Source organism: Myroides fluvii (assembly GCF_009792295.1).
Lineage (GTDB): Bacteria > Bacteroidota > Bacteroidia > Flavobacteriales > Flavobacteriaceae > Flavobacterium > Flavobacterium fluvii_A.
Genome location: NZ_CP039934.1, coordinates 3,217,533 through 3,230,390, shown reverse-complemented (window position 1 = coordinate 3,230,390; position 12,858 = coordinate 3,217,533). Strand labels below are relative to the sequence as shown.

Sequence of the window (12,858 nt, the reverse complement as noted above, 5' to 3'; positions counted from 1 at the left end):
GTGTCTATTTTCTTATTTATTCTACTTTGGAAATAACTCCAGAGCCTATTAATTCTTCCTCTATATGCCAAGATACGAATTGTCCTTCAGTTATCGCAGATTGAGGCTCGTCAAAGCGAACATACAGTCCTTTTTCCATCTTGTACAGCGTTGCTTCTTGCAGCGGTTGACGATAGCGAATACGCGCTTTAATGCGCATCGTTTGACCAGGTTGTAATTGCATGTCTTCGCGAATCCAGTGAATTTCGTGTTCTTGTACAAATAGTGTGCTGTGAAATAATCCGGGATGTTGATTGCCTTGTCCTGTATAAATAATATTATTTGTTACATCTGTTGCAATAACAAATAACGGTTCTACTGTTCCTCCTACATTTAATCCTTTGCGTTGCCCGGTTGTAAAATAATGCGCGCCGTAGTGATCCCCTACTTTTTTACCCATTTCGGGTGTATAGTGAAAGGCTTTAGCTTCTGCATACAATTCCTCCTCTAGAGATGAATAGGTCACTGCTCCACCTGTTGAAAAAAGAGGTGCATCTTTCGCTATTTCATAGATAAACCCCGCTTTGGGCTTTAATTGTTGTTGTAAGAATTCAGGCAAACGCACTTTTCCAATGAAGCACAACCCTTGGGAATCTTTTTTCTCTGCTGTAATTAAGTCTGCTTCTGCTGCAATTTCTCTTACCTTAGATTTGTATAATTCCCCTACTGGAAATAAAGCCTTCGCTAATTGTTCTTGAGATAATTGACATAAAAAGTACGATTGATCTTTTGAAGGATCCACTCCTGCCATTAATTTATAAACCGTTTGAGAAGTTCCATCTTCCAATACCACTTCTTCTTCCGCTTTTCTACAATAATGCCCTGTAGCTACATAATCTGCACCTAGCTCTAAGGCAATTTTCATAAAAACATCAAACTTAATTTCTCTATTGCACAATACGTCGGGATTTGGGGTACGACCATTTTCGTACTCCTTAAACATATAATCTACAATCTTCTCCTTATATTGTTCACTTAAATCCACGGTTTGAAAAGGGATGCCCAACTTTTCGGCAACCATCAGAGCGTCATTGCTATCTTCTAGCCACGGACACTCATTCGAAATTGTAACGGTATCATCATGCCAATTTTTCATGAATAATCCGATGACTTCGTATCCTTGTTCTTTCAATAAATAAGCGGCAACACTTGAGTCTACCCCTCCTGAAAGTCCTACTACTACTCTTTTCATAATAAAAAAAACTTAGAGGCAAAGGTACGGAGAAATGAATGAATCTAATACGATTTTACAGTTGTATTAAGAAGTAATGCGAAATAGTTTTCTTTTTCAATCTAAAGGAGAGGTATAAAAAAAACCACTCCTATAAGGAATGGTTACACTATATTTCATCATTTGCTGTTGCACTATCTTTACAATCCGATGCCATATCTCAGTTGAATACCAACACTGTAATTTTTAAATACAGCTGCTGACTGCTGTTGGATACTATTAAACTCAATTGCGTTATCCAGTTCGGGTTTATACGTAATTAAGTCCTCTTTAGTAGTAGAAACAGCGGGGCTTTGGTTATTCAATCCCAAATCCAAATAAACACCTACATATAAATTTTGATTGGATTTTAGGTTGTGCTTCACGCCGACTTCTGCAATCCACGCCCATCTATTTTTTAAATCAAGCTTGGGTTTTGATTCCATTTTCTCCTTATCGCCAAATCCAGCAAACCAAGGATGATCAAAAACGACATTGTATTGAGGAAAATATCCTTCGGCTGTTAAGTTGTTCCAGGTTAAGGTTGTCTTTGAACTCATTATCACGGAAAACTGTATCCCTGTACGAACGTATAAGCTCGTTTCTCCCTTTCCGACATACTGCACAGTTAAAGGTAAATTAAACTGATTGACTTTCCACTCTTCTTTGTATTTTTTACCGAGATAACTAAAAGTAAACGTATCATTTTCAGTATCGATATACGATCTTTTTCCTTTTAAATTGGTTCCTGAGAAATTAGTCGTTTGCATGGCGTACTGTCCCCCAATTCCCAAACTCCACGTGGGACTAACATAATAATCATACTGAAGACCAAAAGCCATGGTAAAAGCCCTATCGCTTCCTATTCCTTGTGGCAAGCTGCCATAGGCTTGATTCCATCCTGCCTTTAGATTAATACCTATCTCGTGATCAGGATAATAATAAGACTTGAATTGTGCTTGTATGGTAGAAAATCCACTGCTTAAAATTCCTACTAACGCGATATATAGTTTTAGCTTCATGTGTTCTTGCAACTAGTTTGTTTTTAAAATACTCAACTCTAGAGGAACGAATCATTATAGTTCCCTACTGGATGATAAATTGTACCCCTTGTTGTGTTTCTTGGGTTTTCAGAATAAGGAAATAAGAACCCGAGGCTACTGTAGTTGGAATTTCAATACCTGTATGATCGCCTTCTAAAGTACCGCGTTTTATCAACTGTCCTTTGATACTGTATATCATATACTGAACCTCTTGCTTTTTGGCTTCGTCCATTTGCACATATAACCACTGACTTTTTTGTACTGGATTGGGATATACAGCCCAATTGGACGTTGCTTTACCTTTTATTATAATCGGACAGCTTCTTATTTTCTTGCCATTATGCAACGTCAATTCTACTTGATATTCAGCTTTAGGATCTAAAGTTGCACCAAAATTGTCTCCGGCAGAATACGCTTGTTTTTCACTTAGTAGGGCTCCATTTTTAAACCATCGATATGCTTTGAAAACGTAACCGCCATTGGTTTGTTTGTTGTTATTCACCAACAACACATTATCGTATTTCTGTATCACAAGATTTTCAGTAGGAATGCGCTTGTCAATGACAATCTTATAGGTTTCTGTCACTTGTTTATTTTGCGATTGAACCGTAATCAATTGTTCATAAATTCCATAATCCTTCACTGGGATTACAATAGAATTAGCGGGACTAACTTCAGCTCCTTCTTGGGTGTGAATCTTCAGATTTACTTCGTCTTGTTGCGTTTCGCATCCCAAGACGATATGTACTTCTTTGGCTATTTTACCGTAGGAAGTACCATCCACAACCAAATCCCAAATACTTGCATCTCTACTGCTCACTGTAATTGTATGAGATACAGCTTTAGCAGAATTAAAATTAGCATCCCCCTGTTGATTGGCTGTTATTGTAACAAATCCAGGTTGTAAAAAGCGCACGAGACCTGATTCATCCACACTTGCTACCGCTCTATCAGATTCATTTTCAATCGCATAAGAAACGGGAAGGTCGGAGCTTGCTCTTGCTGTTAAATGCAATGTAGGTGTATCTTCTACTACAACTTCCGAGACTTGATTCCAAGAAATATTCTGCTCTGCCTTCGTGATTGTCAACACACTTTGCAAGGTCAAAATTTCATAATTAGATCCATAATCGACAGTAGCCATAATGGTATATCGTCCCACCTGTGTTTGATTGTTATTCGCATAAACAACAGTTGCTTGAGGTTCAATATTCCCTTGTATTTGCAACTGTTTATACTGACCATCATAGACAAAAGTTTGAGCAGGTAAGGTCAAACCTTTGATTGTGTTTTTCTTTATTTCAAAAGTTGCCTGAGTAAAGGAATCAATCGCATAATTGGCTCTAGCAATTAAACTTCCTTGCTCTATAGCATATTGTCCCACTGCCTCTCCTGCTACACGAGTTAATTGTCCAGTCACCGCTTGCAGGGCAAAATCCCCACGTTGTAATCCCGTCACTTGGTAACGGAATACAGGATCGGTTTCTCCGAATCGCTTGAACTGATTTGCATCCGCCACAACTTGTAAAAGAGCGGGGGTGATTTCAAATTTTTCTTGTGTATCCAAGGTCAAGTTATAATTCATCGCTACCGCTTGTAAGCCATCCAATCGATACGCATAATGATTGACATTTTCTCCACTCACTCGTTCTAATCTACCAGTCATTGCCGTTGTCATGGTATCGTGATGTTGCAAACCTGTAACAGTAAATTCAAAAATAGGATCCGTTTCTCCATATTTTTTCTGTTGACCTATCATTGGATGAATCTTCAACTCTGCGGGTGATATTGTAAGTTGAGCTTCCTCAAACAAAAAAGTATAGTTTGGACCTACTTGTATATTTCCTCGTCGAATTGGGTAAATTCCTACATTGTCACCTGCTTGACGCGAAAGATTACCCGTCAGCACTGTTGTTACTCTATCTTGGCCTTTTAATCCAATTACCTGATACGTCAATATAGGATCAGCATCACCGTATACTTTGGTTTTCGCCTCTGCTTTGATCGTTAGTAAAGCAGGTGTAATAATTAGATTGGCCGAGTGAAAGTCCAAAGTATAATTGGTTGATGCTTGTATATTGCCTTGATTAATAATGTAAACGCCCACATTATTTCCACTATCTCGAGACAATACACCTGATATAATATTCGTTTGTTGTTCGTTGTTTTTCAACCCCGAAACGAGATAAGTCAGCACAGGATCAGCATCCCCGTATACTTTGGTTTTCGCTTCTGCATTAATCGTTAGTAAAGCAGGGATAATCGTAAGATTCGCAGATTGAAAATCCAAAGTATAATTGGTTGATGCTTGTATAGTACCTTGATTAATGGCGTGCGAACCCACATTCTCACCACCATCACGAGATAGTATACCTGTTATAATATTCGTTTGTTGGTCGTTGTTTTTCAACCCCGAAACAAGATAAGTCAGCACAGGATCAGCATCCCCGTATACTTTGGTTTTCGCTTCTGCATTAATCGTTAGTAAAGCAGGGATAATCGTAAGATTCGCAGATTGAAAATCCAAAGTATAATTGGTAGATGCTTGTATAGTACCTTGATTAATGGCGTGCGAACCCACATTCTCACCACCATCACGAGATAGTATACCTGTTATTATATTCGTTTGCTGTTCGTTGTTTTTCAACCCCGAAACAAGATAAGTCAGTGCAGGATCAGCATCCCCGTATACTTTGGTTTTCGCTTCTGCTTGGATTGTTAGTAAAGCAGGCAAAATCGTAAGATTCGCAGATTGAAAATCCAAAGTATAATTGGTAGATGCTTGTATAGTACCTTGATTAATGGCGTGCGAACCCACATTCTCACCACCATTACGAGATAGTATACCTGTTATAATATTCGTTTGTTGCTCGTTGTTTTTCAACCCCGAAACAAGATAAGTTAGTTCAGGATCAGCACCCCCGTATACTTTGGTTTTCGCCTCTGCTTGGATTGTTAGTAAAGCAGGGAAAATTGTAAGATTCGCAGATTGAAAATCCAAAGTATAATTGGTTGATGCTTGTATAGTACCTTGATTAATGGCGTGCGAACCCACATTCTCATCACCATCACGAGATAGTATACCTGTTAGTATATTCGTTTGTTGCTCGTTGTTTTTCAACCCCGAAACAAGGTAGATCAATTCAGGATCAGCATCCCCGTAAACTTTCGTTTGAGGATGAGCCGTTACCGTTAAAACAGCAGGGGTAATTTCAAAATTAGCTTCTTCAAACACGAGTTTATAATTGGCGGTAGTTTCTAACGTTCCTTGAGCAATCGTATAATTCCCAACCGCTTCATCTCCCGTACGGGTTAAACTTCCACGTAAAGCACTAGCCACTGAATCTCCCGATTTTAATCCAGAAACCGCATAGGTTAAGTGTGGATCGATATCTCCATATACTTTTCCTAAGGGTTGTGCTGTTACCGTTAAAACAGTAGGCGTAATTTCAAGATCAGCTTTATGATACTCTATTTCATAATTGGCCGTAGCAGCTAAACTTCCTTGTCTGATTTCATAGTTTCCGATCCCTTCACCCAACTCGCGGGTTAAGTTTCCACTTAAAACAGCAGTTGCTTCTTCATCGCGTTTAAATCCAGTAACGGTATAGGTAAACGCTGGATCTTCCTCACCATATACTTTGGTTTTATCCGCCGCTGTTACCGTTAATGTTGCTGGAAGAATCCTAAAGTTCGCATTATCCACATTCAGTATATAATTAGCCGAAGCAGCCAAGGTTCCTTTGCTAATTACATAAGTACCAACTTCTTCTCCTGGAGCACGGGTTAAAGCCCCCGTTAGTTGATCATTATTAACTAACCCACTAACACGATATAACAAAGTAGGATCCTCCTCCCCATACACTTTTCTAGTAGGTTGTGCAGTAACCCATATAGACAAAGGACGTATAGTCAGACTGATATGACTTCTTATACTCTCACAACCATTTACTACTCCACTCACCCAATAGTCATAATTTCCTACAGCTAAGTCAGCAAATGCTGGCGTGTCAACGGGTAATCCTCCAGTCTCCTCTGTGTACCATTGCAACTCTGTTGTACCTACTGCATTATAAATGCTAGTTCCAACCGTTTGTGAATCGGTTCCATAATTATAATGCACATTGATTCCTGTTGTCTGAAGACGAGCTTCTTCTACGACTACTTTTACGGCAGTACGCCTTGGACTTTCACAAGCATAGAGAAATTGAGAAGCATAATAGGTTATATTGTGTACCAAAGGAGTCGTATTTGACAACGCAACGCCCCCAGTTTCATTTGCATACCAGCGAATATTTGTTCCTGTGATAGCTATATCTGCCAATGTTGGATTTGAGCTTTTACAAAAATATTGTATCGCCTGATCCACTGTAGGTGCAACTGCTTTAACTACTGTAGCATCGAGTACAACACCTGAGGTTGAACATGCTCTTTGAAATACCAGTTCAAAAAAATAGGCATAGAAAGCTCGATTCTCTCCGGGTGTTAGACTAGAAGTTACTCGCAAGCTATTGTGGCTATCATATATCGGAAAAAGAACCTTTTGATCAATGAAAAGCTTCGCATTATTTACCTCCTTCAAAATCATTTTATATCCCCTTTCTGCATTTAATTCAGCATTTAAAGAGACCGTGATAGGTACAGTAGGACCTGCGGCATTAATCGCTATAGCATTTGATACATATACCTCTCTTCCACTTGAATTTAGAATCGCAACCCGGATGCTTCCCGATTGACTGGCATATACGGTGGTGCTTTTAATCGTACCTGGATCGAGTAAATCAAATGAAATCCCCCAAGCTGCATTCGTTTGGGTATCGTTGGAATTGGTAGATAAACTTTGTTTACCACCTTTGCTATCTTCTAAATAGGATTTAACATAGTAACTTTTTGATTCTGTTAAGGGTGGAGTTACAAAAGTAGAGCCTTCTCCTAAAACTTCCGTACTCGTTCGCGAGTCATACCAACGGAGTGTACCATAATTAGCCTGAGCCTGCAAGGTTACTGGCCCGCCTTCACACACCCATCCACTTAACCCCCAAAGTAATCTATGGCAACTTGACTGCGTTACTTCAATATCACCCAAGTAAAATAAAAACTGATCTGCAAGGGAATGTACTTGAAAACCAATATACAAAACACCCGTTTCATCTGCTGTAAATTCAATCAATTGATCTGTTACTTGGTCCGTTCCACCTGTATCCACATTAAAAATTTCAGTGGTCATCGCTTCGGGATAGGCGAATTTCCCTAAGCTTACCCGTAACTTTTCATTAAATTTTTTATCTCTATACTTAAATCGCAAACGATACGTTTCTCCTCTAGTTACATTAATTCCACGGGTAAAAAACCAATCATCTGCTGCTTGAGTAGGATTATAACGGTATCTCAAAACAGAACCTTCAAAACCAATGGCACTACTTTCTGTAATCCAAGTATAATCATCTTCATTTGCATTTAAAATCGTCGTACAAGCAGGTGGATTTGGAACATCTACCGTATCAAACGGCACCTTATAGGGTGTGTTAACAGCATTGCATAAGGTTGTAAAAGTAAAAGGTCCTTTCCAATATCCTTGGTTTGTATCTGAACAAAACGAACGAACATAGAAGAAATATGCTGTTGCATTAGCTAAATTAGTAAAAGTGATCTGATTATTACTTTCACTAAAATTTTGACTTTTAACGAGTCCTGTATTCCCTGACCCCGGTAAACCAGAGGTACGTAATTCATATTGATAGGTTGTTGCCGGCAACACTGGTAAATCGACTGCTGCAACTACGCTATTCATCGTTAATTTGCTAAATGTAACAAATTCAGGGCTCGGACAACTATCTAACAATTCTGCTGAGACTGCGAAAACATTTAAAATCCCTTCAAAGGTAATGGGACGGACAAATTTAATTTGCTTGACTTTCTTTAGCTGATTTTGTTTACCAATATTTAAAGTAACTTGATATAGTCTAGGGTTATCTATTGGTTTTTCTAAAACACTTGCTCTTGTTAATCGACCAAAATTTTTATGAACCACGGGCAGCGCAGTTCCATTAAACCAATCGGGTACACGGCTTGAAAATATTTCTGTGGTATCATCCTCAAAGATTACCGTCACTTCTAACGCTGTACTTGCTAGTCCAGCTGTTGTCAGTACAAAAAGTTTTCTCGTTTTTACAGGTGTACCTAAGCTAGAAGTAACACTCGAGGTAGTAGTACTTAAACGAATCGAATTATTCGCACTGTAATTTTGCAAGAGAAATTTCATTCCTAGTATATGAACAGAAGAAATACTACCACTCATAGGCAAACCTGTTCCGCTCAAAGGTTGACTCGCATCTAACTTCCAATCTTCTGCAAGTAAATAATGTCCTGAACTATCGATATCATTCGTAGTTGAACTCCCAACTACTCCAACTCCATTAGCAATAATATCGGCATTATAACCATCGATAATTAGTGGTTGATAAGGTTGTCCCAGTAGTTTAATGGGCTGTATAAATACCAAAATAAAGAAAAGAAGGAGTAAAACTTTTTTCATATGTAAGGGGGCAAAAAAATAGTTTGTTTTCATTTTTGAATTCGGTATTACACAACCCAATTCTTCGCAAAAGTAGATTCTTCTTATAAGAAAATGACAAAATGAGGGGGACAAATAGGGGACAAATACTTTTCACACTACTAAACCATTAAAAACCAACACTTTAAATGGCGTGAACAAAAAACTCTTTACTGATTTACCGTAAACAATTGACGGTTTTATTTTTGGAACTGAGTAGATTCGCCCTATAATCGAGCGCTTGTTATCTTTCCAAAAAGCAAAATAACAAGCTGACGACCTAGCCGTAGTCAAGCTTGTCATTCTGACGAAGGAGAAATAGCAGAAGTCCATTAGCGTTTGTGAGATGACGCTGTACCTAAATCCTATTGCGGATAAAGAGGTAAACAAAAAAAGCCTTCCCGTTATGGGAAGGCTTTTGTATTATTTTTTATTCTGATCTTTCAAGCGTTGTTGTTCTTGTGCTTGTTCCATCATTTCTTGCATTTTTCGCTGCCATTTTCCTTGTGGACGCTTTTTCGTTTTATTCTCTTCGATTGTAGCTAAAATCTTTTCGTCTTTTACAATGTGGTTTTTAATTACATACATAATTCCAATTGTAATGGAGTTCGAGATAAAATAGTACAACGATAGACCCGAAGCGTAGTTATTAAAGAAAAATAACATCATGATTGGAGATACGTAAATCATAATCTTCATGATCTTACTCATATCAGGCATCCCCTCTTGTGTAGGTTGCGCCATTTGTTGATCTCCTGTTGTCATCTTCATATAGAAGAAAATAGCAACTGAGGCTAATAATGGGAATAAACTCACGTGGTTACCATAAAAAGGAATATTAAATGGCAATTGCAACACAGAGTCATACGAGGATAAATCATCTGCCCATAAGAAGCTCTTTTGTCTTAAATCAAATGAAGACGGGAAGAATTGAAACAACGAGTAGAAAATTGGAATCTGCAATAGTGCAGGAATACATCCTGCCATTGGATTCACGCCAGCTTTCGAATACAATTTCATTGTTTCTTGCTGTTTCTTCATTGGGTCATTTTTAAACTTCTCGTTCAATTCGTTTACTTCTGGGCGAATCATTTTCATTTTCGCTTGAGAAACGTATGATTTATACGTTAATGGTGAAGTGAATAAACGAACTAAAATCGTCAATACAATAATACCAATACCGTAAGGTAAGAAACTAGTCAATAATCCGAATACAGGAATAAACAAGAAACGGTTAATCCATCCGAAAATCCCCCATCCTAATGGAACGATATTGTCTAAGTTGCGCTCATATGACTTTAATATTTTGAAATCCGATGGACCAAAATACCAGTTCATATCGTAGTTTAACTCTCCATTACTATAGTTCAATGGAATTGTACTAGAAAATTGTTTTGTAAATACGGTATCTACTTGTTCGTCAGCCACTAAATTCTTGGTATTTAATGTTGCTGTTTCGAAATTTTTATCTGTCAATAAAACAGAAGTAAAGAAGTGTTGTTTGTATGCGATATACGAAACGTCTTTTAATTCTTTTGTATCGTCTTTACTTGATTCGCTTAGGTTGTTGTCTTTCCCTTTTTCGTGTTCATAGTATAAACGAACGTATCTGTTTTCATACGCAATACTTTTCTCATTGCGGTACGTTTTCATTTCCCAGTTTAACGCTGGAGTTTTAGATGCGTCAACAATTTTACTCAATCCTTGTGTACGGATAGAGAAATCAAGCATATAATCATTTGGTTTCAATACGTAGCGATACTCTAAAAACGCTGTTTCAGAAGCTTTTAAGCGCATAGCTAATACTTGGTTTTCTCCTTCTTTTGTCAAAGTAGGCTCAAAGTACAAGTCTTCCGTATTGAATACTCTATTGTCGTTGGTGTGTAATTGTAAATTGAAATTTGCGTTTTGATCTTTAATCAACGCAACGATTTCTGCTGAATCTTTGCTGAAGCGTTTAAAATCGTTTACAACTACGTGAGATAATTTTCCACCTTTATTATCAACTTCTAGTGTAAGTAAATCTGATTTTAAAGTTGTAGTTCCTCCTTTAGCTGCTGGTAACATCGCACTATAAGCAAAAGGACCGAATGTAGCGCGAACTTGTTCCGATTGTAAAGAATCTCCTTCTACAGGGGCTTGAAGCGCCTTTTCAAAAGTAGCGGACTGTTCTTGTTTAACGATTTCTTTCTCTGCTAATTCAGTATCTTTCACAATAGACTCCTGCTCTTTGTTGATATTGTTCAACATCATCCAAATCAGCAATCCGGCAATAATAACAAAGCCTATAATACTGTTACGATCTAATTTTTTTTTCTCCATTACTTAGTTTGTAAGTGATAAAATTTATGATATAAAAAGGCAATTGATTAATTTGTTTTATAATCAATCGCTGCTTTTACAAAATGAACAAAAAGAGGGTGCGGTTTCGCTACCGTACTTTTGTACTCTGGGTGGAATTGAACCCCGACAAAGAATGGATGAGCATCCAATTCTACAATCTCGATTAATCCCGTTTCTGGATTCCATCCTGCAGCTGTTAATCCTGCTTTTTCGAAATCTTCTAAGTATTGATTATTGAACTCATAACGGTGACGGTGACGCTCATTGATCATGCTATCCCCATAGATTTCAAATACTTTTGAACCTTCTTTCAGTTTACAATCCCATCCTCCTAAACGCATGGTACCTCCTTTATCTGTAATATCTTTCTGATCTTCCATGAAAGTAATTACCGGATATTGTGTACTCTCGTTTACTTCGGTTGTATTGGCAGTTTGATACCCTAAAACGTTTCTAGCGTATTCAATTACAGCCATTTGCATTCCCAAACAGATTCCCAAGAAAGGGATTTTGTTTTCTCTTGCGTATTTTACAGTTTCAATTTTTCCTTCAATACCACGTGATCCAAATCCTGGAGCAACTAAAATAGCATCTAGGTTTTTCAATTTATCACTTACATTCGCTGCTGTGATTAAATCCGATTGAATCGTAATGATATTTACTTTCGCTTGGTTTTGAGCACCTCCGTGAACTAAAGCTTCTAAAATTGATTTGTATGAATCTTGTAATTCGACGTATTTTCCTACTAACCCAATATTCACTATGTGGTTAGGGAATTTTAAACGGTGAATAAACTCATTCCATTTTACTAAATCTGGTGTTTGCTTTTCTGGTAGATCTAAGCGTTTTAACGCTACTTTGTCTAGTCCTTCTTGCAACATTAAATTGGGTACGTCGTAAATTGTTTCCGCATCAATTGATTGGATTACCGCTTCTGGTTTTACATTACAGAATTGAGCTAATTTTTGACGAATCTCAGAACTTAAATTGTGTTCTGTTCTACAAACTAAAATATCCGCTTTGATTCCACTTTCCATTAATGTTTTTACCGAGTGCTGCGTTGGTTTTGTTTTCAACTCCCCTGCTGCTGCTAAATAAGGAACTAAGGTAAGGTGAACCACAATGGCGTTGTTGTCTCCTAGCTCCCATAACAATTGACGCACAGACTCAATATAAGGTAATGACTCAATATCTCCTACAGTTCCACCAATTTCAGTAATCACAATGTCATAGTCTCCTGTTTTACCAAGCAACTGCATGCGATCTTTAATTTCATTGGTAATATGAGGAACAACTTGAACTGTTTTACCTAAAAACTCTCCTCTTCTCTCTTTCTCAATCACCGATAAATATACACGTCCTGTTGTTACGTTATTTGCTTGAGAAGTTGGAACGTTCAAGAATCTTTCATAGTGTCCTAAATCTAAATCCGTTTCTGCCCCGTCATCTGTTACGAAACACTCCCCGTGTTCATAAGGATTTAACGTACCTGGATCCACATTGATATAGGGATCAAATTTTTGAATTGTCGTTGAATAACCTCTCGCTTGCAACAATTTCGCCAGCGATGCTGCTATAATTCCTTTTCCTAGGGATGACGTAACGCCCCCTGTCACGAAAATATACTTAGCTTGTCTCATTTATGTTTATTTGTTGTGTTGTAAAGAATA

General features: G+C 37.8%; 5 protein-coding genes. All 5 read right to left on the bottom strand.

Annotated elements, in window-relative coordinates; all coding sequences use genetic code 11:
* Positions 1 to 16 precede the first annotated feature (16 nt).
* Entirely contained in the window at positions 17 to 1,231 is a 1,215-nt protein-coding gene (gene mnmA / locus FBR08_RS14350) for a tRNA 2-thiouridine(34) synthase MnmA (RefSeq protein WP_158963350.1), read from the bottom strand.
* Positions 1,232 to 1,410: 179 nt separating this feature from the next.
* Positions 1,411 to 2,271, bottom strand: a complete 861-nt coding sequence (locus FBR08_RS14345; protein ID WP_158963349.1) for an outer membrane beta-barrel protein — start codon at positions 2,269 to 2,271, stop codon at positions 1,411 to 1,413.
* Between the two features lie 64 nt (positions 2,272 to 2,335).
* Positions 2,336 to 8,827 carry an MBG domain-containing protein gene (locus tag FBR08_RS14340; RefSeq protein WP_158963348.1) on the bottom strand — a complete coding sequence of 2,164 codons (6,492 nt, stop codon included), beginning with the start codon at positions 8,825 to 8,827 and terminating at the stop codon, positions 2,336 to 2,338.
* A gap of 441 nt (positions 8,828 to 9,268) precedes the next feature.
* On the bottom strand, positions 9,269 to 11,167 hold the full coding sequence (gene yidC / locus FBR08_RS14335) for a membrane protein insertase YidC (RefSeq protein WP_158963347.1): 1,899 nt from the start codon (positions 11,165 to 11,167) through the stop codon (positions 9,269 to 9,271).
* A gap of 47 nt (positions 11,168 to 11,214) precedes the next feature.
* Positions 11,215 to 12,828 carry a CTP synthase gene (locus tag FBR08_RS14330; RefSeq protein ID WP_158963346.1) on the bottom strand — a complete coding sequence of 538 codons (1,614 nt, stop codon included), beginning with the start codon at positions 12,826 to 12,828 and terminating at the stop codon, positions 11,215 to 11,217.
* Positions 12,829 to 12,858 lie beyond the last annotated feature (30 nt).